The 21,155-nt window shown below is 71.1% G+C and carries 20 protein-coding genes and 1 pseudogene; 14 read left to right on the top strand and 7 right to left on the bottom strand.

Translation table 11 applies throughout. From position 1 onward, the window contains the following. Positions 1-260 precede the first annotated feature (260 nt). Positions 261-1,373: an SDR family NAD(P)-dependent oxidoreductase gene (locus ADL15_RS45200; protein ID WP_067705885.1), complete on the bottom strand. Its 1,113-nt coding sequence runs from the start codon at positions 1,371-1,373 to the stop codon at positions 261-263. Between the two features lie 95 nt (positions 1,374-1,468). On the opposite strand from ADL15_RS45200, the gene ADL15_RS45195 reads away from it, so the two are divergent. From ADL15_RS45195 to ADL15_RS45185, 3 genes are read left to right on the top strand one after another with little or no spacing between them, the layout of a single operon-like run. Beyond that, complete coding sequence (locus tag ADL15_RS45195; protein ID WP_067705883.1) at positions 1,469-3,463, top strand: MDR family MFS transporter; 1,995 nt, start codon at positions 1,469-1,471, stop codon at positions 3,461-3,463. 38 nt (positions 3,464-3,501) lie between these two features. Continuing rightward, entirely contained in the window at positions 3,502-4,695 is a 1,194-nt protein-coding gene (locus ADL15_RS45190; protein WP_232344946.1) for a hypothetical protein, read from the top strand. Positions 4,696-4,749: 54 nt separating this feature from the next. Further along, on the top strand, positions 4,750-7,008 hold the full coding sequence (locus ADL15_RS45185) for an FdhF/YdeP family oxidoreductase (RefSeq protein WP_067705880.1): 2,259 nt from the start codon (positions 4,750-4,752) through the stop codon (positions 7,006-7,008). Position 7,009: 1 nt separating this feature from the next. Here ADL15_RS45185 and ADL15_RS45180 read toward each other — a convergent pair whose 3' ends face one another. Further along, complete coding sequence (locus ADL15_RS45180) at positions 7,010-7,978, bottom strand: glycosyltransferase (protein WP_067705878.1); 969 nt, start codon at positions 7,976-7,978, stop codon at positions 7,010-7,012. Between the two features lie 384 nt (positions 7,979-8,362). Here ADL15_RS45180 and ADL15_RS57275 point away from each other — a divergent pair. The 11 genes and pseudogenes from ADL15_RS57275 to ADL15_RS45130 all read left to right on the top strand — a co-directional run. Continuing rightward, positions 8,363-8,581: pseudogene (locus ADL15_RS57275) on the top strand (ABC transporter substrate-binding protein); the annotation flags it as partial. 31 nt (positions 8,582-8,612) lie between these two features. Continuing rightward, positions 8,613-9,227 carry an ABC transporter substrate-binding protein gene (locus ADL15_RS45175; RefSeq protein WP_394326996.1) on the top strand — a complete coding sequence of 205 codons (615 nt, stop codon included), beginning with the start codon at positions 8,613-8,615 and terminating at the stop codon, positions 9,225-9,227. Beyond that, positions 9,224-9,961, top strand: a complete 738-nt coding sequence (locus ADL15_RS45170; protein WP_067705873.1) for an ABC transporter permease — start codon at positions 9,224-9,226, stop codon at positions 9,959-9,961. Before ADL15_RS45175 ends, ADL15_RS45170 begins: the two co-directional genes overlap by 4 nt. Next, the gene (locus tag ADL15_RS45165) at positions 9,954-10,697 is read left to right on the top strand and encodes an ABC transporter ATP-binding protein (RefSeq protein ID WP_083972530.1); all 744 of its coding nucleotides are present in this window, start codon (positions 9,954-9,956) and stop codon (positions 10,695-10,697) included. Before ADL15_RS45170 ends, ADL15_RS45165 begins: the two co-directional genes overlap by 8 nt. Further along, a complete protein-coding gene (locus ADL15_RS45160; protein ID WP_067705868.1) occupies positions 10,694-11,620 on the top strand; it encodes an ABC transporter substrate-binding protein in 927 nt (308 codons plus the stop codon). Before ADL15_RS45165 ends, ADL15_RS45160 begins: the two co-directional genes overlap by 4 nt. Next, positions 11,617-12,642, top strand: coding sequence for a sulfurtransferase (locus ADL15_RS45155; RefSeq protein ID WP_067705866.1), 1,026 nt, complete (start codon positions 11,617-11,619; stop codon positions 12,640-12,642). Before ADL15_RS45160 ends, ADL15_RS45155 begins: the two co-directional genes overlap by 4 nt. Further along, entirely contained in the window at positions 12,639-13,037 is a 399-nt protein-coding gene (locus ADL15_RS45150) for a PPOX class F420-dependent oxidoreductase (protein WP_067705864.1), read from the top strand. The genes ADL15_RS45155 and ADL15_RS45150 overlap by 4 nt, the downstream gene beginning before the upstream one ends. Beyond that, entirely contained in the window at positions 13,034-13,603 is a 570-nt protein-coding gene (locus ADL15_RS45145; protein ID WP_067705862.1) for a nucleoside/nucleotide kinase family protein, read from the top strand. Before ADL15_RS45150 ends, ADL15_RS45145 begins: the two co-directional genes overlap by 4 nt. A 24-nt stretch (positions 13,604-13,627) precedes the next feature. Further along, the gene (locus tag ADL15_RS45140; RefSeq protein ID WP_067705860.1) at positions 13,628-14,452 is read left to right on the top strand and encodes an SDR family oxidoreductase; all 825 of its coding nucleotides are present in this window, start codon (positions 13,628-13,630) and stop codon (positions 14,450-14,452) included. A gap of 127 nt (positions 14,453-14,579) precedes the next feature. Further along, positions 14,580-14,984 (top strand): type 2 periplasmic-binding domain-containing protein, encoded by a 405-nt coding sequence (locus ADL15_RS54755; protein ID WP_067705858.1) that lies wholly within the window; start codon positions 14,580-14,582, stop codon positions 14,982-14,984. A 113-nt stretch (positions 14,985-15,097) separates the two neighbouring features. Next, positions 15,098-15,430, top strand: coding sequence for an STAS domain-containing protein (locus ADL15_RS45130; protein WP_067705855.1), 333 nt, complete (start codon positions 15,098-15,100; stop codon positions 15,428-15,430). On the opposite strand, the gene ADL15_RS45125 is transcribed toward ADL15_RS45130, so the two are convergent. From ADL15_RS45125 to ADL15_RS45105, 5 genes are all read right to left on the bottom strand, one after another. Next, complete coding sequence (locus ADL15_RS45125; RefSeq protein ID WP_067705851.1) at positions 15,405-16,205, bottom strand: carbohydrate ABC transporter permease; 801 nt, start codon at positions 16,203-16,205, stop codon at positions 15,405-15,407. The genes ADL15_RS45130 and ADL15_RS45125 overlap by 26 nt on opposite strands. Further along, positions 16,202-17,074 (bottom strand): carbohydrate ABC transporter permease, encoded by an 873-nt coding sequence (locus tag ADL15_RS45120; protein WP_067705847.1) that lies wholly within the window; start codon positions 17,072-17,074, stop codon positions 16,202-16,204. Before ADL15_RS45120 ends, ADL15_RS45125 begins: the two co-directional genes overlap by 4 nt. Continuing rightward, positions 17,071-18,297 carry an ABC transporter substrate-binding protein gene (locus ADL15_RS45115; RefSeq protein ID WP_067705844.1) on the bottom strand — a complete coding sequence of 409 codons (1,227 nt, stop codon included), beginning with the start codon at positions 18,295-18,297 and terminating at the stop codon, positions 17,071-17,073. The genes ADL15_RS45120 and ADL15_RS45115 overlap by 4 nt, the downstream gene beginning before the upstream one ends. Before the next feature lie 91 nt (positions 18,298-18,388). Continuing rightward, complete coding sequence (locus ADL15_RS45110) at positions 18,389-20,521, bottom strand: ATP-binding protein (protein WP_232344945.1); 2,133 nt, start codon at positions 20,519-20,521, stop codon at positions 18,389-18,391. Between the two features lie 109 nt (positions 20,522-20,630). Continuing rightward, positions 20,631-21,053 carry a response regulator transcription factor gene (locus ADL15_RS45105; RefSeq protein ID WP_067705892.1) on the bottom strand — a complete coding sequence of 141 codons (423 nt, stop codon included), beginning with the start codon at positions 21,051-21,053 and terminating at the stop codon, positions 20,631-20,633. Positions 21,054-21,155: the final 102 nt, after the last annotated feature.

Raw genomic sequence — 21,155 nt, 5'->3', positions numbered from 1 at the left:
GGGGAAGGGGGTGGGTGGGGTGGGGGCTGTGGATGGTCTGGGGCTGTGGAAATGGGGGCTTGCTCCCTGGTGGGGTGTGAGCGGGGGTTTCCGTGACCACCCGCGGGCGTCGCCCCGGAGGGCTCTGTGTTGTGGACGCGTAGCGGCCAGCGGAGCCTGGAGGGGTCCCGGCGGGAGCGGCGGGCTGTACCCCGGCGGACGCACGACATCTTGAATTTGATCTTGATGAGGTGCGCCCGGCGGGAGTGCTGGAGCGGTGGCTACTGGATGGACCAGCCGCCGTCGGAGGGGAGGATGGCGCCGTTGAGGTTCACGGCGTCGTCGCTGAGCAGGAACGTGATCGAGGCGGCCAGGTGTTCGGCGGTGGCGATCGGGGGGATCAGCTTCAGGAACGGGCCGGTGCGGCCCAGGCCGAACGCGGACTGGTCGGTGGGGCGCATGCCGGTGGCGACGCCGCCCGGGGCGACCGCGTTGACCCGGATGCCCTCGGGGCCGTACATGAAAGCGGTGTTCTTGGTGATGCCGACGACCGCGTGCTTGGACGCCGTGTAGGCGATACCGGCGGCGTTGCCGCGCAGGGCGGCCTCCGAGGCGATGTTGACGATCGCGCCGCGGTGGGCGGTGAGCATGGCCGGGAGGACGGCGCGGGTGAGCTTGAAGACGCCGTCGACGTTGACCGCGAAGACGCGTTCCCACACCTTGTCGGAGGTCTCGTGTGCCGGGGTGAAGTCGTCGACGACGCCCGCGATGTTGGCCAGGCCGTCGATCCGGGGGCCGGCCGCGGCGACGATCGCGGCGATGTCCTCGTCGCGGGTGATGTCCGCGGTCACCGTGATCACCGCGCCACCGGAGCCAGTGGCAGAGCCAGGGCCAGCGGCAGAGCCGGTGGCAGAGCCAGGGCCGGTGGCAGAGCCAGGGCCGGTGGCAGGGCCCGGGCCGGCGGCGGCAGGGCTCAAGGCGGCGCTGAGGTCGGCGGCGAGTGCCTCCAGGCCGGAAGTGGTGATGTCGACGGCGATGACGCGGCCGCCCTCGCGGGCGATGCGGGACGCGGTGGCCCGGCCGATGCCGGAGGCCGCGCCGGTGACGATCACGGTCTGGCCGGCGAAGCGGCCCGGGGTGATCTTCTCGCGCCAGGCGCTGGACGCGGCGTCGTCGGCCGGGACGACGCCGTCGTTGACCTGGAGCACCAGGGCGTCGACGGCGGCCTGCGGCAGCTGGCCCTGGCTGAGCGCGACCAACTGCTGAAGCGGCAGCCCCCGCACCGGGTTCAGCTGGGACTCCTCGAACGAGGAGCCGAGCAGCGCGCGCAGGGCCGCGCCGCCGGCCGGGTGGGTCAACCAGTCGCCGACCGTGCTGGAAGCGGTCAAAGCCATCGAAAGTCCTCTCACCGACGCGGAAGTCAACTTAGTTTACTTTGACTTTCGGCGATCGCGGCACCTGGGCGCGCCCGGCCGGGAAGACTGGCGGCATGTCGACCGGTGACACGGCCACGGTGGTGAGCCGGCGTCAGACCAACATCGTCTTCACGGCGATCCTGCTCGGCATGCTGCTCGCGGCGCTGGACCAGACGATCGTGTCCACCGCGCTGCCGACGATCGTCGCGGACCTGCACGGCGCCGGGCACATGTCCTGGGTGGTCACCGCGTATCTGCTGGCCGAGACGGTGTCGACGGTGCTGGCCGGCAAGTTCGGTGACCTGTTCGGCCGCAAGACGGTGTTCCAGATCAGCGTGCTGGTCTTCGTCGGCGGCTCGGTGCTGTGCGGCGTCGCGCAGGACATGGTCATGCTGATCGCGGCCCGGGCGGTCCAGGGGATCGGCGGCGGCGGGCTGATGGTCACCGCGATGGCGCTGATCGCCGACGTCATCCCGCTCCGCGAACGGGGGAAGTACCAGGGCGCGCTCGGCGCGGTCTTCGGTGTCACCACGGTGCTCGGGCCGACCCTGGGCGGGCTGTTCACCGACCACCTGAGCTGGCGCTGGGCGTTCTACATCAACGTGCCGGTGGCCGTGGTGGTGCTGGCCATCGCGGCCCGGGCCATCCCGTCGATCCGCAGCGACACCCGCCCGATCGTCGACTACGCGGGCATCGCCCTGGTCGCCACCGGCGCGTCCAGCATGATCCTGGCGCTCTCCTGGGGCGGCAACCAGTACGCCTGGAGCTCGCCCACCATCCTCGCCCTGTTCACCGCGTCGATCGTCCTGCTCACCGCGTTCGTCCTGGTCGAGCTGCGGGCGAAGGAACCGATGCTGCCGATGCGGCTGTTCCGCAACTCGGTCTTCGTGGTCTGCTCGACGCTGAGCTTCATCGTCGGGTTCGCCATGCTCGGCGCGATGACGTTCCTGCCCACCTACCTGCAGTACGTCGACGGCGTCTCGGCCACCGGCTCCGGGGTGCGCACCCTGCCGATGGTGGCCGGCCTGTTCACCACGTCGATCCTGGCCGGGAACCTGGTCAGCCGCACCGGCAGGTACCGGGTCTTCCCGATCGCCGGCACCGCGGTGATGTCGCTCGGGCTGTGGCTGATGTCCACCATGGGCCCGGACACCGGTGCCGCGCTGATGTCGCTCTACATGTTCGTGCTGGGGATGGGGATCGGCCTGAGCATGCAGGTGCTGACGATCGTCGTGCAGAACACCGTCCCGTACGCCGACCTGGGCACGGCCACCTCGGGGGTGACGTTCTTCCGTACGCTGGGCAGCTCGTTCGGCACCGCGATCTTCGGCACCCTGTTCACGAACAAGCTCAGCTCGTTCCCGGCGGCGGCGGATCCGGCGGCGGCCAGCCCCGCGGCGTTGCACAAACTCTCCACGGTCCAGGCCGCACCGATCATCCAGGCCTATGCCGACACCATCGGGTACGTCTTCCGCTGGGTGGTTCCGGTCGCCGTGCTGGGTTTCGTGATCGCCTGGTTCCTCAAGGAGCTGCCGTTGCGGGACGGCGCCCGCTCGCACGCGACCGACGTGGGCGAGGGTTTCTCGGCGCCGGCCGCGGCCGACCGGGTCGCTCAGCTGGAACGGGCGATCAGTGACACCATGCGCAAAGCCGGACATGACCGGACGGTCCTGGAGGAGATCCTGGCCGACTCGGGCGGGCGGCTGAACCCGTCGCAGGCCTGGGCGATGGGCCAGGCGCACCTGCACACCCGGGCCCGGGGGCGGGCTGACCTGGACACCATCGCGCGTACCAACCGGATGCCGGCCGAGGTGCTGCAGCCCGCGTTCACCGACCTCTGCCAGGCCGGATATGCGCGGCTCGACGGTGACGCGGTGCAGCTCACCGAGGCCGGGCAGGAACAGTTCGACCGGGTACGGCATGCCTGGCGGGAGTGGCTCGACGTCCGGCTGGAGGACTTCACGATGACCGATCCGGGTGACCGCGCGCTGCTCGACCAGGCGCTCACCAACATCGCGACCCGGCTGGTGGACGAGCCGGCGGCGGCCGGTTCCCCCGGTCGAGCCTGAACACGGCGCGCCGGGTCGGTTAGGGTTCCGCCGTGGGAATGCTCGACCGGTTCGTTTCGCCCCGGCGCCGATTCGCGGCGCTGGCTCTCCGCGTCGCGCGGCGCACCCCCGGTGTGGAGCGCGCGGTGCACCGGCCGGACGACTTCGCCATCGAGATCTACCGCACCGGTTCGCCCGGTCCGGCCCATCTCTACCTGGCCAACATCTTCCGGGAGACGGCCGACGCGACACCGTCCGAGCGCCGGGAGCGGCTGGTCAAACTGGTCCGGATCATGGCGGCGCCGCCGCCGCAGGACGACTGGGAGACGGTACGCCCGAAGCTCCGCCCGGTCCTGCGCCCGGTCACGTTCGGCACCGCCGGTCCGCCCGGCATGCGGCCGCCGATCTCCCGGGCCGCGTTGCCGTACCTGAAGGAACTGGTTGTCGTCGACCAGCCGGACGCGATGGCCTACGTGGTGCCGGACCGGGTCGACGAGTGGGGCGTCTCCGCCGAGGAGGTGTTCACCACCGCCCGGGCCAATCTGGCCGGGATGGCCCGGCACTCCCTCGAGCAGAACTGGCCCGGCGGGCAGCCGCTGATCAGCATGCTGGACGACGGCGACGCGTACTTCACCTCGCTTCTGCTGGCGCCGGGCTGGCTGGCCGAGGTCGGCGAGCGGCTCGGCGGTCCGGTGCTGGCGTTCGCCCCGGACAACAACACGCTGCTGCTCTGCCCGTTGCCGGACGCCACCGCCGAGCCGTTCTACGCGCTCGTCGACCAGCACTTCAAGGAGGCGCCGCGAAGCCTGTCGCCGGTCGGGTACGTGGCCGGGCCGCAGGGCCGGACGGTGATGTACTCCCCGCCGCCCGGGCACGCGCACCACCTCTCCGCCCGCCGCGCCGAGACCCTGCTCGCGCTGACCGAGTACCACGGCCAGACCAACTGGCTCGCCGAGCAGTACGCCCAGGCCGGCGTCGACGTGCACATCGGCGGCTTGCTCGCCGCCGAGCCGGTGGGCGGCCTTCCGGAGACCATCGCGGTGTGGACCGCGGGGGTGAGCACGCTGCTGCCCAAGGCGGACACCATCGCGTTCGTGCACCCGGACACCGGCCCGCAGTTCCGGGCGCCCTGGGACGCGGTCGCCGAACGGGTCGGCCTGGACGCCGAGCCGCTGCTCGCCCCGGCCCGGTACCGGGTGGACGACTGGCCGTCCCCGGCGGTGCTGGCCGAGCTGCGCCAGGAATACGCCTGACCGATCGGAAGATCCGGCTGGAGCCCGGCCGGGTCGGCGAGGCAGACTGGGGCCATGGCGCCGATCGATGACGAAGAGGCCCGCCTGCGGGTGGGTCCACCGGCTGACCACGCCGCCGGGTTGCAGGCCGTGCGCCTGAGCCTGGCCAACGCGGTGGGGCAGATGGGCGTGCGCAAGACCGTCCGCAACCTGCGCTCGCTGAACCAGCACGACGGCTTCGACTGCATGAGCTGCGCCTGGCCCGACCCGCAGGGCCACCGGCACGCCGCCGAGTTCTGTGAGAACGGGGCCAAGGCGGTCGCCTGGGAGGGCACCCGGGACACCGCGGGCCCGGCGTTCTTCGCCGAGCACTCGATCGCCGACCTGGCCGGGCAGACCGACCACTGGCTGGAGAAGCAGGGCCGGCTCACCCACCCGATGGTCCGCCGGGACGGCGGCACGCACTACGAGCCGATCTCCTGGGGCGAGGCGTTCGCCCTGATCGGTGCGGAGTTCCAGAAGCTCGCGAGCCCGGACGAGGCGGTCTTCTACACCTCCGGGCGGGCCAGCAACGAGGCCGCGTTCGTCTATCAGCTCTTCGCCCGGGCGTTCGGCACCAACAACCTGCCGGACTGCTCCAACATGTGCCACGAGTCGACCGGCAGCGCGCTGATGCGCACCATCGGCATCGGCAAGGGCTCGGTGACCCTGGAGGACCTGCACCAGGCCGACCTGATCGTGGTCTCCGGGCAGAACCCGGGCACCAACCACCCACGGATGCTGACCGCGCTGGAGATAGCCAAGCGGGACGGCGCGAAGATCCTGGCGATCAACCCGCTGCCCGAGGCCGGCCTGTTGCGCTTCGACAACCCGCAGAAGGCCCGCGGCCTGGTCGGCAGTGGCACCGGTCTGGCCGACCGGCTGCTGCGGATCCGCTCGAACGGCGACCTGGCGCTGTGGCAGGCGATCGGCAGCCTACTGCTGCAGAAGGGCGTCGCCGACCGGGAGTTCATCGAGTCGTCGACGGTCGGCTTCGAGGCCTGGGCCAAGCACGTCGCCGAGGTCGACCGGGAGGCGGTGCTGGCCGCCACCGGGCTCGAATGGTCCGAGATCGAGGCCGCCGCCGACATGCTCGCCTCGTCGAAGCGGATCGTGCACTGCTGGGCGATGGGCATCACCCAGCACCGCAACGCGGTCGCCACGATCAAGGAGTTCGTCAACGTCGCGCTGCTCCAGGGCATGATCGGCAAGCCCGGCGCGGGCCTCTGCCCGGTTCGCGGGCACTCCAACGTGCAGGGCGACCGGACCATGGGGATCTGGGAGAAGCCGCCCGCGGTGTTCCTCGACCGGCTGCGCGACGAGTTCGGGTTCGAGCCGCCGCGGGAGCACGGTGTGGACGCCGCCGACGCGGTCCGGGTGTTCCGGGACGGCAAGGCGAAGGTCTTCGTCGCGCTGGGCGGCAACTTCGTGGCCGCGATGTCGGACACCGAGGTGACCGCGGCCGCGATGCGCGGCGCCGACCTGACCGTGCAGATCTCCACGAAGCTGAACCGCAGCCACGTCGACGCGGGGCGGACCGCGCTGATCCTGCCCACGCTGGGCCGCACCGAGCAGGACCGCACCGGCGGCGTGGTGCAGCGGGTCACCGTCGAGGACTCGATGTCCGCGGTGCACGCGTCGCGGGGCCGGTCCGAGCCGGCCGGGCCGCTGCTGCGCTCGGAGGTGGACATCATCTGCCGGATCGCCGAGGCCGTGGTGGGCGACCGGCAGGGCATCCCGTGGGCCGAGTTCGCCGGGGACTACTCCCGGATCCGGGAGCGGATCGGCCGGGTGGTGCCGGGCTGCGGCGACTACGCCGACAAGGTCGACAACGGCGGGTTCACCATGCCGCACCCACCCCGGGACTCGCGGACCTTCCCGACCGCGGAGGGCCGTGCGGTGTTCACGGTCAGCCCGCTGCAGGTGATGACCGTGCCGCCGGGCCGGCTGGTGCTGCAGACGCTGCGCAGCCACGACCAGTTCAACACCACGATCTACGGGCTGGACGACCGTTATCGCGGGGTCTACTCCGGGCGCCGGGTGGTCTTCATCAACGCGGCCGACCTCACCGAGCTCGGCTTCGCCGACGGCGAGCTGGTCAACCTGGTCTCCGAGTTCGACGACGGCGAGCGGCGGGCCGATCGGTTCCGGCTCATCGCGTACGACACGCCGAAGGGTTGCGTGGCCGCGTACTACCCGGAGACGAATCCGTTGGTGCCGCTCGACTCGCAGGCCGAGGAGAGCGGAACACCGACGTCGAAATGGGTCATCGTACGGTTGGAGAAGATTGGTTGAGTCACACCGCCGGAGTGCTCGGAACTGTCGCTCCGGTGTCCAGAAGTCCCACGATGGTCTCCACGCCGCCACCCCACGCGGCGGCCAGTACTGCCGCCACCACGGTCACTGCGCGTAACGCGTGGAAGCCGCCGCGCCCCATCGTGGCGTGCAGCAGGTTGCGGGCCACGGCACGGGGCAGGGTCCGCTTGAGGTAGTCGGCCTCGGCGCCCAGCTTCTGCTCCTTCGGCAGCAGCCCGGCCATCTGCACCTTGCCCCGGCCCTCGTGGTAGCAGCGCGCCATCAGGAACCGGAACGTCGAGCGGGACCGCGGCACCTCGTGGTCGATCACCGCGCTCGGGACGTACATCCAGTGTCCGCCGTTCACCGCGCTCATCCGCAGGCAGAGCTCGGTGTCCTCGGGCCGGTTCTGGTCGCCGAGCTTGCCGAAGCCGGTCCGGAACCCGCCGACCGCCAGGAACGCGTCCCGCCGCACGATCATGCTGGCGGACCAGACGTTGCGGATCGGCGCGGTGCTGGTCGGCATCCCGGTGTACGACACCCCGACGGCCCACAGCAGCTCATCGGGCCACCAGCGCGGATGTGACCCCTCCCAGGCCGGGATGATCCCGCCGCCGGCGCCGACCACCCGGTCGTCCCGGAACGGGGTGATCAGACCCCGCAACCAGGTGGTCGCGGCCACCGTGTCGTCGTCGAGGAACGCGATCAGCGGGGTGCGGGTGTGGAACGCGCCGGTGTTCCGGTTGCCCGAGGCACCCCGGGTGTACGCGTTCTCCAGCACCGTGACGCCGGGGAACTCGGCCCGGACCCGGGTCGCCATGGCCGGGTTGTGATCGACCACGACCACCACCTCGACGGCCGGGTACGTCTGGCTCTGCGCGGACCGGACGGTCCGGGTCAGGGACGCCCAGCGACGCTCGGTGTGTGTGGGGATGACGACGCTGACGGCGGGATTGCCGAAGGGGTCCAAGTCGGCTGCTCCTCAAGGAAAACTGCTCGGTGGGCGGCGATGACGCTACGTAACCGGTCAGGCGAGCGGAACTGCTGGAACGGGGCGGTGTCGATCAACCGAAAGGTCGGCCGGGCGGGAAAATAGCAATGGGTGACGAGGTGTTCCCGGTCGGTTCACATTTCACCGCCCGAGGCCCGCAAATCGCCCCGAATTCGCTGTGCCGTTCCTGTGATTCGAAAAGGCGGGGCGCGCGATTTAGATCACTGCGCCGGGGCGATCGGGCAACAATTGCCGCAAAAGGCGCGGTCATGTCCTAGTAACTCAGTCTGATATGTGGGAAAAGTGTGTAATGCCAGTCACTTTCTCCTGGTGGCGGCGCTGCGGCGTCCGTACGTTGCCCGGATGATCATCACTGGAACCAGCCGTCGCCGCTTCCTCGCCGCCGTCGCCGGCACGTCGCTCGTGCTCGCCCTCGGCGCATGCGGCGACGGTGACAACGGCGATACGCCCGCCGCCGGCGCGAGCGGGGCGCTGCGCAAGATCCAAGTCGCCCTGGACTGGACCCCGAACACCAACCACACCGGCCTGTACGTCGCCCAGGCCAAGGGCTACTTCGCGGCGCACGGCCTGGACGTCGAGATGGGACCGCAACCTGACCCGGCCCGCCGACTACGCCGGCAAGACCTACGGCGGGTACGGCGGCGCGATCGAGGAGCCGCTGCTCAAGACGCTGGTCAAGGCGGACGGCGGCGACCCGGACAAGGTCAAGGTGGTGAACGTGGGCGAGGCCGACTTCCTCACCGCCACCAAGAAGGGCATCGACTTCGAGTGGATCTTCTACGGCTGGGACGGGGTCAACGCCGAGCTCAAGGGCTCGCCGCTGAACATCCAGTACGTCAAGGACTACGACAAGGCGCTCGACTTCTACACCCCGATCCTGATCACCAACGAGAAGCGGATCAGCAGCGACCCGGCGCTGGTCAAGGACTTCACGGCGGCGGTCTCCGAGGGGTACACGTACGCCGGCAAGAACGCCGCGGAGAGCGCGGACATCCTGCTGAAGGCGGCCCCGGACCTGGACGCCGCGCTGGTAAGGAAGAGCCAGGAGTGGCTGAGCCCGAAGTACCAGGACGACGCGGCGCGCTGGGGTGAGCAGAAGGCGACCGTGTGGACCGACTTCTCCGCGTGGCTCTACGCGCAGAAGGTGCTCAGCAAGGAGATCGACCCGGCGAAGGCCTACACCAACGACTTCCTGCCAGCGGCATGACGTACAGGAAATGGCTTCCCCCGGCGATCACGCTGATCCTGCTGATCGCCGGCTGGCAGGTCTACACCACGGTCTCCGGGATCGACGCGTGGCTGCTGCCCAGCCCGAAGGGGATCTGGGACGCGGCGATCGAGCAGCGTGACGCGCTGACCACGCACACCCTGGCCACCGTCGAGCTCACCCTGTACGGCTTGGCCGCCGGCCTGCTGATCGCGATCGTCCTGCACCTGGTCCCGTTCCTGCGCGCGGCGATCTACCCGCTGCTGGTGATCAGTCAGAACGTGCCGATCATCGCGCTCGCCCCGCTGCTGGTGATCTGGCTCGGCTTCGGCATCGCCCCGAAGATCGTGGTGATCGTGCTGGTCTGCTTCTTCCCGGTGGCCGTCGCGACCCTGGACGGGCTGGGCCGTGGTGACGCGCTGATCGCCGACTACCTGCGGATGAGCGGCGCCAACCGGCGGCAGCTGTTCACCAAGTTGCAGTGGCCGCACGCGCTGCCGACGATGTTCTCCGGCCTGAAGATCGCGGCCACCTACAGCGTGTTCGGCGCGATCATCTCGGAGTGGCTCGGCAGCGAGAAGGGCATCGGCCGGTACATGATCGTCCAGAAGTCCGCGTTCCGGGCCGATCGGATGTTCGTCGCCATCGTCATCGTCGTGGTGCTCGCCCTGGTCATCTTCGGCCTGGTCGCGCTCCTGGAGAAGCTCACCGTGCGGGGGCGTCGTCATGCCTGATACGTTGCGGGTCGCCGGTCTGAATCACAGCTTCAAAGACCTAGAAGTCCTGAAAAATATAGATATTTCGGTCGAGCAGGGCGAGTTCGTCTCGATCATCGGCCCGAGCGGCAGCGGCAAGAGCACCCTCTTCCACCTCATCGGCGGCCTGCTGACGCCGACGAGCGGCACCATCGAGATCAACGGTGCGGACGCGGTCGGCCGCCGCGGCCTCATCGGCTACATGCCCCAGGCCCCGGCCCTGATGCCGTGGCGCACGATCGAGGCGAACGTCATCCTGGCCCGCGAGATCGCCGGCAAGAAAGACCGCAAGATCGCTAGAGAGTGGCTGGCCAAGGTAGGACTCGACGGATTCGCCCGCTCCTACCCCCACCAGCTCTCCGGCGGCATGCAGCAACGCGTCGCGTTCCTCCGCGCCCTGATCTCCGACCAGGAGCTGCTCTGCCTGGACGAGCCGTTCAGCGCGCTCGACGCGATGACCCGCGCCGACATGCACCGCTGGCTGCTGGACATCTGGGAGGCCAACCGCCGCTCGGTCCTGTTCGTCACCCACAACATCGAGGAGGCGCTGCTGCTGTCCGACACCGTCTACGTCTTCTCGCACCGCCCGGCCACGGTCCTCGAGAAGATCACCGTGCCGTTCGGCCGTCCCCGTCGTGCCGAGGTGGTGGACGACCCCGAGTTCGTCAAGCTGCGCCGCCGCCTCACCGATCTGCTGACAGGTGTTCCGTCATGACACTCACCCACCTCCGCGTGATGCTCGAGTACTTCCACCCGTGGCCGAACGCGGCCGGTCTCTACGTCGCCAGCCACCGCGGCTGGTACCGCGACGCCGGCCTGGACGTCGAGCTCACCGTCTTCGACGCGCTGCGCGGCGACACCCTGGAGCACCTGGCCCGCGGCGAGGTCCACCTCGGCGTCTTCCCGACCAACCGGCTGCTGGTCCGCAGCGCGGCCGGGCAGCCGGTGCACGGCGTGGCCTCGATCAACCACCGGGGCATGGAGACCATCCAGACGGTGGCCGGTCGCGGCATCACCCGGCCCCGCGACCTGGCCGGCAAGCGGCTCGCGCTGAACCCGACCCCGCGCGGCGTGGCGATGGTCCGGCATCTGATCACCGCGGACGGCGGCGACCCGGACGCGGTCGTGCTGATCGACAGCGGTCACCGTGAGCTGAGCGTCGACGACATCGCGGCCGGCGCGGTGGACGCCACGTTCGGCGGGTACTGGGCCTGGGACGCGCTCTTCGCCCAACTGCCGGGCGAGCAGCGGATCGTCTGGCCGGTCGACGAGATCGGCGCGCCGCCCTACCACAGCTACCTGCTCGGCACCGGCCCGGCGCTCACCGACCCGGCCCTGCTGGCGACGTTCCTCGAGGTCACCGAGCAGGGCTACCGCGCGGCCACCGACGACCCGGCCGGCACCCTGGAGATCCTGGACCACGTCATCCCGTACTTCCCGCGCCCGATCCTGGCCCGGTCGCTGGAACTGATCGCGCCGACCTGGTGGCACGGCGGTCACTGGGGCGAGATCCGCGGGGACCTGATGACGCCGTATACCGACTGGCTGATCAAAAACGACATCCTCCCGGCGGCTTTCGACTGGCGCCAGGCCGTCACCCCCGCGACGTCCGCTCCGGTCCAGGCCGCTCCGCGATGACCGGTCCGCTGATCTCTCCGCACGACCTTGAGGTACGACGTCAGCACGGCGACATCGTCATCCTGGACGCCACGGTCGAGCTGGCCCCGGCCGCCCACGACGGCGACCACCGTTCGGTGTCGGGGCTGGCCGGGTGGCAGCGTGCGCACATCCCCGGTTCCCGGCACGCCGACCTGCTGCACACCCTGAGCGACCCGGCCGCGCCCTACCACTTCGCGGCCCCACCCCCGGAGGCGCTCGCCGCCGCCCTGCACGACCTGGGCGTCCGCGACGGCATCCCGGTGGTCACCTACGACCGGGCCGGTGGCCTCTGGGCCGCCCGCCTCTGGTACCTCCTCGACTGGCTGGGCCTGGAGTCCTACGTCCTCAACGGCGGCCTCCCCGCCTGGCAGTCCGCCGCCCTCCCGGTCGCGAGCACGCGCGAGTCCCCAGCTGGCCCTGAGGGCCCTTATGCCGGCCCCGAAGGGGCCGTCAGGGCCAGCCGGGACCGCGAGTCCGCTGCCCTCCCGGCCGCGGGCGGGCGCCGGGCTTCGGCTGGTTCTGAGGGGTCTCTCGGTGCCCTCGAGACACCCCTGGCGGCCAGCCGGGCCGGCGCGATCACCGTGCGGGCCAAGGGCGGGCGATGGGTGGGTGCGGGGGAGCTGCGGGCTTGGCTCGCTGGGGACGTCGACGCGACGGTGGTGTGCGCGCTCAACCCTGAGGCCTACGCCGGGGAGGTGCCGACGCGGTACAGCCGGCGGGGGCACATTCCGGGGAGCGGGAACCTGCCGGCCCGGTCGCTGACCGGGGCGGACGGGCGGTTCCTGCCCGAGCCTGAGCTGCGGGCCGCGCTCGGTGACCTGGTCGACGACCCGGCGCCGGTGTGGCTCTACTGCGGCGGTGGCATCTCGGCGACCGTCGTCGCGCTGGCCCTGGCCGTGGTCGGGCGGTCCGATGTGGCGCTCTACGACGGTTCGCTGGAGGAGTGGTCGGCCGACCCCGCGCTGCCGCTGGAGCTGGGCCGGGCCGGGAGCGCCGCATGACGGTCCGGCTCGGGGTGGAGGTGCGGGAGTTGCTGGAGCGGCCGGAGTTCGCTGTGCTGGCGACGGCCGAGGGGGACGGGAGTGTGCAGCTGTCGGTGATGTGGGTGGGCTGGGACGGTGAGGATCTGCTGATGGCGACGAAGGCCGGCCGCCGCAAGGTGGCGAACATCCGCCGTGACCCACGGGTCACCGTGCTGCTGCACGACCGGGCCGCGCCGGCCCGGTACGCCGAGATCCGCGGCCGCGCCCGGGTCACCGACCAGGACCCGCACGCGCTGGTCGACGAGCTGGCCCGGCGCTACACCGGCGCCGCCCACGTGGTGACCGATCCCGATCAGGAGGACGACCGGGTGGTCCTGCGGATCACCCCCGAGCGGGTCCGGCACATCGGATGACCGGCGAGGCGACGTGGCTGGCGGCCGCGGTGGACCGGGTGGCCGGCTGGGCGGGGGAGCGGCAGCCGCCGGCGGGGGAGCGCGGGGTGCTCGCCGTCGAGGGCCGGTCCGGCTCCGGGAAGACCACCCTGGCCCGGGCGATCGCGGCACGTCTCGGCGCGCCGCTGATCCACATGGACGACCTGTACGCCGGCTGGGACGGCCTCGACCAGGGCGTGGCCGAACTGCGCGACCGGGTGCTCGAGCCGCTCGCCGAGGGCCGTCCCGCGGCGTGGCGGCGCTGGGACTGGGCGGCCGGCGAGTACGCCGAGGAGCACCCGGTGCCCGACGCGGCGTGGCTTGTCGTCGAGGGGGTCGGTGCCGGGGCGAGGGTGCTCAGGTCGTACCAGATCGGGGTTGTCTGGTTGGACAGCTCCACCGGATTGCGCAAGCGGCGCGCCCTCGCCAGGGACGGTGAGACCTACGCCCCGCACTGGCAACGGTGGGCGGCGCACGAGGACGCGTTCTACGCGGCCGACCAGGTCCGCGCGCACGCCGATCTGATCATCGAGAACGAGGAACCCTGACCGCGCACGGGGCAGGATGGCGGGATGAGTGATCAACACATTGGTGTGAGCGGGGCGACCGGCCAGCTCGGCGGCCGGGTGGCGCTGCGGCTGGCGGCTTACGGCGTACCCCAGAAGCTCCTGGTGCGGGACGTGGCGCGCGCGCCGCAACTGCCCGGTGCGGTCGCGGGCGTCGCGCCGTTCCACGACGGCGAGGCCTGCCGGGCCGCCCTGGCCGGGCTGCGGACCGTGCTGATGGTGTCGGCGTCCGAGTCGCCGGACCGGGTCGGGCAGCACCGCACGTTCGTGGACGCCGCGGTGGCCGCCGGTGTCGAGCACCTGGTCTACATCTCGTTCTTCGGCGCGGCCCCGGACGCCACGTTCACCCTGGCCCGCGACCACTGGGCCACCGAGGAGCACATCCGGGCGTCCGGCATCGGCGCGACGTTCCTGCGGGACAACCTGTACGCGGACTTCCTGCCGATGCTGGCCGGCGAGGACCGGGTGATCCGCGGGCCGGCCGGCGACGGGCGGGTCGCGGCGGTGGCGCAGGACGACATCGCCGACGCGGCCGTGGCGGTGCTGCGCGACCCGGGCGCGCACGCCGGCCGGACGTACGGCCTGACCGGCCCGGAGGCGCTGAGCCTGACCGAGATCGCGGCGATCGTCGGCGCGACCTACCACCCGGAGACGGTCGACGAGGCGTACGCGTCCCGGGCGTCCTACGGCGCGCCGCCGTGGCAGCTGGACGCGTGGGTGTCGACGTACACCGCGATCGCGGCCGGCGAACTGTCCACGGTGACCACCGACGTGGCCGAGCTGACCGGCCGCCCGCCGACCCCGGTGGCGACCCTGCTGGCCGGGTCGTGAACGTTGGCTGAAGAACCGGCGTGAGCTGCGGAACCGGTGCATCGACCGGCATAGCATCAGAAGCCTTCACGGGTGTGCGGAGGCGGAGATCGACTTCTGGTGGAGCGTCGCGCTGGCGACGCTCGGTGTGCTGGTTCCCAGCGTCGCGGCGTTCTACGAGTTCGTCCTCAAGGGACGCAAGCGGCTCGGCTACCGGCTGCAGATGGACACCACCACGACGAACGTCGCGGAGACCGACGCGGAACTACCCGGCGCGCTGGGCTACGCCGAGGCGGGCGCGGCCGCCGGCAAGAAAAACCTCATCACGGTACGACTGGACGACCACGCCCCGACGGTCGAGGAGGCCGACGCGAACCGCTACCCGTTCTGGGAGACCGAGTACGCGTACACGGCCGGTGAACCCGCCGCGCGGTCGTTGAGCGGCAGCTTCCTGCGGTTCCTCACCAACCAGGTCGGAGCGGAGATCCTGCGCTCGCACGGCCTGCGTCCCTGCCCCGAGTTGGCGAACCCGGCGCGCTGCCAACCCGTCTGAAAGTGATCACAGAAAGGCGCGCGCAGGTTACCGACTACGGGTGATCGACGGGGAGGCCCGGCGGGTCGTATGGTGAGCCGGCGGTTGAACGCGAGGTGACGGAGGGTCCTCCGATGCTCGATTCCATCCTGGAGATTCGTACCGCTGATGACGGCAGCGTGGTCATCAGCCCGCACGGCGCCGGTGACCCGGTCCGCGCCGGCGAGTTGCGCCACGCGCTGGTGCACCTGCTGCGCCGGGTCCGCCCGCTCCGGGTGATCGTGGACCTGAGCGACGTGCCTGATCTCGATCCGTTCGACGTGGGCTCGGTGGCCGCCGCCTGCGATCTGGGCGACGACCACCAGGTGCCGGTGTTCGTCCGCAGCCCGAGTGGGGCGATGACCGACCGGCTCACCGCGGCGGGGATCCCCCGCCAGCGGGTCAGCCCTTCACCGCACCGGCCGTGATGCCGGCGACGAAGTGCCGCTGCAGGAACGCGTAGGCCAGCACCATCGGCAGCGACGCGACCACCACGCCGGTGAACAGCAGTGGGTACTCGGTCAGGTACTCGCCCTGGAAGTCGAGCAGGGCCAGCGGCAGGGTGCGCTTCGACGGGTCGTCGATGAACAGCAGCGGGTAGAGCAGGTCGTTCCAATGCATGACGACCAGGAAGATCGAGGTCGCCGCGAGGGACGGCGCCGAGACCGGTACGACGATCCGCCGGAACACCGCCCACGGCCCGGCCCCGTCGATCTCGGCCGCCTCGAACAGCTCGGCCGGCAGCGTCCGCATGAACCCGGCCAGGATGAACACCGCCACCGGCAGCGTGACCACCACGTTGATCAGCATCAGGCCGGTCAGGCTGTTGCGCAGCCCGAGCCGGTCGAACTGGACGTACTGCGGGATCATCACGGCCTGGGCCGGCACCGCCAGCCCGAGCGCGAAGATCCCGAACAGGATCCGGGACGGCCAGCGCGGCAGCCGGGCCACCGCGTACGCGGTGAGGCTGCCCAGCAGCAGGGTGACCGGCACCGAGACGGCGACCACCAGGACGCTGTTGCCGAGCACCCCGAGCAGGTCCTGCTTGGCCAGCACGGTGACGTAGTTGTCCAGGGTGGGCCGGGTCGGCAGGCCGAACGGCGAGGCGAACAGGTCGGCGGTGGTCTTGAAGCTGCCGCCGACGATCACGACGAGCGGCACGATGATCAGCAGGGTGTAGATCCCGAGCGCCACTCGCCTCATTTGTGGACCATCCTCGCGGCTCGGTTCTGCAGGAACGTGACCACCGCGATGGCGACCATGAAGACGATCGACTCGGCGGCGGCGTAGCCGAGCTGCGAGTTCGCGAACGTCGCGTAGATCCGGGTGGCCAGCACGTCCAGACTGGACCGCGGCGGGTTCCCGGCCAGCCCCAGGATCAGGTCGAACGCCTTGAACGACTGCAGCGTGGTGTACGCGACCACCAGCGCGGTGGCCGGCGCGACCATCGGCCAGGTGACGTGCCGGAACTGCTGCCAGCGGCCGGCGCCGTCGGTCTTCGCCGCGTCGTAGAGCTCCTCCGGGATCTGGTTGAGGCCGGCGATGTAGATGACCATCATCTGCCCGGCGTGGAACCAGATCTGGGCGACCGCCACCCAGAGGATGGCGGTGTCCTCGTCACCCAGGTACGCCGACTGGAACCGGTCCAGCCCGACCGCGCCCAGCACCGCGTTGGCCAGCCCGAAGTTCGGGTCGTAGACGAACTTCCAGATGAACGCGACGGAGACCGAGGAGAGCACGGTGGGCAGGAAGAACACCGCGCGCAGCCAGGTCGAGCCGCGGCTGCGGGCGGCCAGCAGCACCGCCAGCAGCAGGGCCAGCGCGGTCTGCCCGAGCACCACCACCAGCAGGAACTTCAGGTTGTTGGTGAGCGCGTTCCGGAACAGGTCGTCGTCCGACACCACGTCGGTCAGGTTCGCCGCGCCGACATGGTGGAAGGCCGGGCTGTAGCCGTCCCAGTCGGTGGTCGCGTACTGCAGGCCCTGCACCGCCGGGAGCAGGAAGAACCCGCCGTACAGGGCCAGCGCCGGCAGCGCGAAGAGGTAGAGCGCGCGCGGGGTTCGACGGCTCATTTCTTCTGATCGACGACCTTCTGGGCGGCCTCGGCGGCCTCCTCCGGGCTCGTGCCGCCGACCACCTGCACGGCCGCGTTCTCCACCGCGCCGCGGACGTCCAGGTTGGTGAACTGGAAACGGGGCGCGAGCGCGGTCTTCTTGGTCAGCCAGGGTGCGAGCGCCTTGAGGTCGGCGTTGGTGTACTCGACGCCCTTGACCGTGACGTGCTGGGAGGTGCCGTTGGCGTACACGCCGGCCACCGCCGGGTCGGAGAGGCGGTCCAGCCAGGCCAGCGCGGCGTCCTGCTTCGCCGACTTGGCGTTCACGCCGAGGATGAACGTCGCGTTGAAGACGCCCTCGTACGTGGCCTTGTCGGCGGTGGTGGTGATCGGCGCGAGCAGGTCGATCGGGAACGTCGCGCCCAGCTTGCGCACGCCGCTGACCTGGAACGACCCGGTGGCCAGCAGGCCCGCCTTGCCCTGCGCGAACAGCGCCAGGGCCGCGTCGCTGCTGGTGCCGGTGGCGCCCTTCTGGAAGTACGGCGCGAGCTGCTGGTACTGCTTGAGCACGGTGAGGAACCAGTCGTCGGTCACCTTGGCCTCGCCGGTCTCGATCTTGCCGAGCGCGTCGTCGGTGGGCGCGTTGTTGACCACCATGACGTTGAGCAGCTGACCGGCGTTCGCCGCGTCGCCGCCCGGCCAGGCGATCGGCGTGACGCCCTTGCCCTTGAGCGACTCGAGCAGGGCGAGGAAGCCGTCCCAGTCCTTCGGGGTCTCGGTGACCAGGTCCCGGTTGGCGAGCGGGGTGTTGAACACCAGCTGGTACGGCAGGCCCAGCTGCTTGCCGTCCTGCGCGCCCGCGGCGATCAGGGCCGGCTCGTACTGTGCGACCAGTGGCTTGCCGGTCAGGTCGGCCCACACGCCGGCCTTCGCGATGTCCAGGAACTGCGCGCCCCGGAACGCGGTGAACGCGTCGCCGACCGAGCCGCCGCGCAGCTTCTGCAGCGCGGTGCTCTGGTAGTCGGCCGACGGTGAGATGTCCTGGCGGACGGCGAGTCCGGAGTCCTTGATGATCTGCTCGAAGACGTCCTTGTCCTCGGCCCGCCAGTGGGCGAAGGAGAGGTCACCGCCGGTGCCGGCGGTCTTCGAGGAGTCGCCGCCGGGGCCGGCGCACGCGGCCAGCAGGGCAGCGGCGCCGGTGCCGGCGGCGAGCCGGAAGAGGGTACGACGATCGATGGCCATGGCCCGAGATATTTCCAGAAATCCTATAGATCAACAAGGTGATCTAGGGCATGTGCACGTGAACAGGCAATAGCCCGTTCTGTTGACGAACCTAACTGGCCGGCACCGCGTCGAGAACCGGCGCTTCCACCGGCTCCGGCCCGTAGGCCACCGAGCCGGGAAGGGTGAACGCGAAGATCGTGCCACCGCCCGGGTTCGGGCCGGCGTCGATGTGCCCGCCGTGCCGTTCCACGATCCGCCGGCAGATCGCCAGCCCGAGCCCGGTGCCCGGGTGCGCGGTGCCGTTGCTGGCCCGGTGGAAGCTGTCGAAGACCGCGGCGTGCTCGCCGTCCGGGATGCCGATGCCGCGGTCGGCGATGCGGACCCGCACCCCGCCGTCCTCGTCGGTGCGCGCGGTGATGTCGATCCGCGGCGGCTGCCCCGGCGGGGTGTACTTGATCGCGTTGCCGACCAGGTTGTCGATCACCTGGCGGAGCAGCACCGGGTCGGCGTAGACGTCCGGCAGCGGCCCGACGAACACGTCCGGCCGGGACACCGCCTGATGGTCCGGCGCATCGGTACGGGTGACCACCACGTCGTCGACCAGGGCGCGCATGCTCAGCCGCTCGACCCGCAGGGTGGCGTCCCGGGCCGCGGTGTAGTCCAGCAACTCGGTGATCAGCCGCTGCATCCGGGCGGCGCCGTGCAGCACCTTCGCGGTGCCCTTGCGGGCCTGCTCCAGGGTCGGCGCGCCGGCGCCCGCGGCCAGGTCGTCCAGGGCCTCGGTGACCAGCTCGCCGTACGCGCTGACCAGCGTGAGCGGCGCCTTGAGGTCGTGCGCCACCACGCCGGCGAACCCGCGCAGCTCGGTCTCCACCCGCTTGCGGTCGGTGATGTCGTGGAACACCGCGACCGCGCCGCGCAGCCCTCCGCTGGTGTCGACCGGCCGGGCCGACACGCTGAGCACCCGCCCGTCCGGGTGGGTGTTGTTGCGGACCACCATCTCCACGTGGTCGACGCTCTCCCCGCCGAGCGCCCGGACCAGCGGCATCTCCTCGACCGGGAACGCGGTGACACCGTCCGCCCGGTACAGCCCGAAGTGCTGCTGCCAGGAGTCCGTGCCGCCGACCGCGTCCTCCTCCTGGCCCAGCAGTCCCCGGGCCGCCGGGTTGTGCAGCAGGAAGTTGCCGTCCGGGCCGATCACGCCGACCCCGTCGCTGATGCTGTCCAGCACCGCGCGCAGCAGCCCGGCCTGCCGGCTGGCCGCGGTCTGCTCGGCGGCCAGCTTGCTGGTGGCCGCGTGCACCCGGGAGCGGGCCCGCTGCCGGCCGGTGACCAGCACCCAGATCAACGAGGTGAGCAGCAGGGTCACCACGAGACCGCCGGCCGCCACGGTCAGCGGCTGGCCGGTGTCCGCGCCGGGCAGGGTCCGGCGGTCGGCGCTCAGGCGCAGGGCCCAGGTCGAGTTCGCCACCGGGATCTCCACGGTGCGCCGCAGATCGGCCGAGCCGGCCTCCGGGTGGTGCACCGACGCCATGGTGACCAGCAGGCCGTCCGCGTCGTCGGCCTCCAGGGTCAGGTCCCGCAACCCGGGACCGACCGCGGTCAGCATGGCGCCCATGAAGTCCTGGCCGCGCACCCCGAGCAGCATCCAGCCCAGGAAGGACTGCTCGGCGCCCTGGTAGACCGGCGCGGCCAGCGCGAACGAGTTCTGCCGCCGCTCGGGCGGCAGGGACCGGTCGATGATCAGGTGATAGGTGTCCGAGACGGCGATCTGCCGGCTGCGGCGCGCCTCGGCCAGCGCCGCGGCCGGGGCGGCGGCCTGCATCATGTCCAGGCCGACCGTGCTGGAGGTCGCGTTCAGCCCGGTGCCCAGGACCGAGAACGCGTGGTCGCCGCTGCCGTGCGGGCGCAGGACGAGCCCGGTGAGACCGCGGTCGCGCCAGCTCTGCTGCACCCGCGCGACCTCGCGGTTGCCGGCCGGCACCACCAGGGTCACCGAGGTGGCGCCGGCCAACGCCATGGCGCGCAACGGCGTGGTGATGGCGGCGAAGTCGGCTGCGGTCAGGTCCTGCTGGGCGCCGACCGCCGCGGCCACGTTGCGCAGCGTGTCGATGTACCGGTGGGTCTCGATCTTCACCGCGGTGGCGGCGGCGGTGCTGCGCCGGTCCATCTGGGCGTCCCCGGCGGCCAGCTCGTTGCGCCGCAGCACGGCGCCGACGCCCAGCGCCAGCGTGCAACCCACCACGGCAACGAGCGCGCTGACCGCCGCAGCCCGCCACCAGGGTTGAACACGCCTCCGGCTCACACCCGACTTATCGGGCGAAAAAGCGTGTCCCTGAACGTGCCGGGGCTCACGTGTTCGGCAGCAGCCATCGGACCCGCCGGATGAGATCCACCGGGTTGAGCGGCTTGGCCAGATACTCCTCGGCGCCGGAGACGTACGCGAGATCGATGTCGGTCTCGCTGGCCATGCCGCTCAACATGATCACCGGGATGTCCGCGGTGGCCGGGTCGGCGTGCATCCGGTAGCAGACGCTGAGCCCGTCCATGCCCGGCATGACGATGTCCAGGACCACCAGGTCGGGATGGGTCTCGGTGACCATGGTGAGCGCGGTGCACCCGTCGGCCGCGGTGACCGTGTTGTACCCGGCCATCTCCAGCTTGAAGCTGACCAGGTCACGGACGTTCTCGTCGTCGTCGACGACCAGGATGGTGGGGCCGGCCAGGATCGGGCGGACAGCGGGTACGGACACGGATTCGAGAACGGCCGTCATGGTGGCTCCCATCGCCAGCGCGGCGGGCCGCTCCGTGGGGGGAGCGTCCCGAGATGCTCGAAGTCATCGGCCCGCGGTCCGCCCCCGCCAGCTAAACGCCGG

It is taken from the genome of Actinoplanes awajinensis subsp. mycoplanecinus (genome assembly GCF_001509495.1).
In the GTDB taxonomy this organism is placed as follows: Bacteria; Actinomycetota; Actinomycetes; order Mycobacteriales; family Micromonosporaceae; genus Actinoplanes; species Actinoplanes palleronii.
Note: the sequence above shows the minus strand (reverse complement) of the source record. Positions and strands in the feature narration are given on the sequence as shown.

Excerpts from the sequence above, each read along its gene's own strand:
- ADL15_RS45185 (WP_067705880.1), top strand. The coding sequence starts at position 4,750 with ATGGCGCCGATCGATGACGAAGAGGCCCGCCTGCGGGTGGGTCCACCG.
- ADL15_RS45120 (WP_067705847.1), bottom strand. The coding sequence starts at position 17,074 with ATGAGCCGTCGAACCCCGCGCGCGCTCTACCTCTTCGCGCTGCCGGCG.
- ADL15_RS45145 (WP_067705862.1), top strand. The coding sequence starts at position 13,034 with ATGACCGGCGAGGCGACGTGGCTGGCGGCCGCGGTGGACCGGGTGGCC.
- ADL15_RS45195 (WP_067705883.1), top strand. The coding sequence starts at position 1,469 with ATGTCGACCGGTGACACGGCCACGGTGGTGAGCCGGCGTCAGACCAAC.
- ADL15_RS45200 (WP_067705885.1), bottom strand. The coding sequence starts at position 1,373 with ATGGCTTTGACCGCTTCCAGCACGGTCGGCGACTGGTTGACCCACCCG.
- ADL15_RS45140 (WP_067705860.1), top strand. The coding sequence starts at position 13,628 with ATGAGTGATCAACACATTGGTGTGAGCGGGGCGACCGGCCAGCTCGGC.
- ADL15_RS45125 (WP_067705851.1), bottom strand. The coding sequence starts at position 16,205 with ATGAGGCGAGTGGCGCTCGGGATCTACACCCTGCTGATCATCGTGCCG.
- ADL15_RS45155 (WP_067705866.1), top strand. The coding sequence starts at position 11,617 with ATGACCGGTCCGCTGATCTCTCCGCACGACCTTGAGGTACGACGTCAG.
- ADL15_RS45105 (WP_067705892.1), bottom strand. The coding sequence starts at position 21,053 with ATGACGGCCGTTCTCGAATCCGTGTCCGTACCCGCTGTCCGCCCGATC.
- ADL15_RS45165 (WP_083972530.1), top strand. The coding sequence starts at position 9,954 with ATGCCTGATACGTTGCGGGTCGCCGGTCTGAATCACAGCTTCAAAGAC.
- ADL15_RS45130 (WP_067705855.1), top strand. The coding sequence starts at position 15,098 with ATGCTCGATTCCATCCTGGAGATTCGTACCGCTGATGACGGCAGCGTG.
- ADL15_RS45115 (WP_067705844.1), bottom strand. The coding sequence starts at position 18,297 with ATGGCCATCGATCGTCGTACCCTCTTCCGGCTCGCCGCCGGCACCGGC.
- ADL15_RS45190 (WP_232344946.1), top strand. The coding sequence starts at position 3,502 with ATGCTCGACCGGTTCGTTTCGCCCCGGCGCCGATTCGCGGCGCTGGCT.
- ADL15_RS45160 (WP_067705868.1), top strand. The coding sequence starts at position 10,694 with ATGACACTCACCCACCTCCGCGTGATGCTCGAGTACTTCCACCCGTGG.
- ADL15_RS45150 (WP_067705864.1), top strand. The coding sequence starts at position 12,639 with ATGACGGTCCGGCTCGGGGTGGAGGTGCGGGAGTTGCTGGAGCGGCCG.
- ADL15_RS45170 (WP_067705873.1), top strand. The coding sequence starts at position 9,224 with ATGACGTACAGGAAATGGCTTCCCCCGGCGATCACGCTGATCCTGCTG.